Genomic DNA, 519 nt, shown 5'->3' with positions numbered 1-519 from the left:
GACCCCGACCACGGCATGAGCCAGATCGTCGCGACCCTCTGCTCGGCAGCCGTGCTCCCGGATTGGGCGTTCGCCCGCTGAGCGTCACCGAGTGCCCGCCGGTCACCCCGGCGGGCACTCGCCCGTGACGCACTCGCGATGTCCCCGCGCGATGTCGGAGGCCACCCGTAGCCTATGAATGTCACATTCACTAGCAATCGTTCCGGGAGGACTCCATGACCGAGACCATCAACAACGTCCACGACATCCGCGCAGCCGTCGAGCGCGCGATCCGCTTCCACGCTCCGCTGCGCGCCGAGTTCGACGAGGGATGGACGACCATCGAGCCGGACGAGCTGCGCCAGGCCTGGGACGACTACAGCCTCAGCGACCCGTTCACCCTCGACCCCGCAATGCCCGCCCTGCTCGCTCGCATCGACGCCGACCACCCGGACGACGACCCCCAGGTGTGGGTGCCCCTCGGCGGGCAGGGCGACCCCGACTATCTGGATGCCGTCGTGGTCACCGAGCGCACCGTCA

The 519-nt window shown here is 69.2% G+C and carries 1 protein-coding gene; it reads left to right on the top strand.

Annotated features, from left to right (window positions below; genetic code table 11):
* Positions 1 to 215: 215 nt before the first annotated feature.
* On the top strand, positions 216 to 519 hold a 304-nt coding region (locus AC1B00_RS09680), incomplete at its 3' end, for a hypothetical protein (protein ID WP_488849520.1).

The sequence above is a fragment of the Campylobacter sp. DY7 genome (assembly GCF_057802535.1).
Note: the sequence above shows the minus strand (reverse complement) of the source record. Positions and strands in the feature narration are given on the sequence as shown.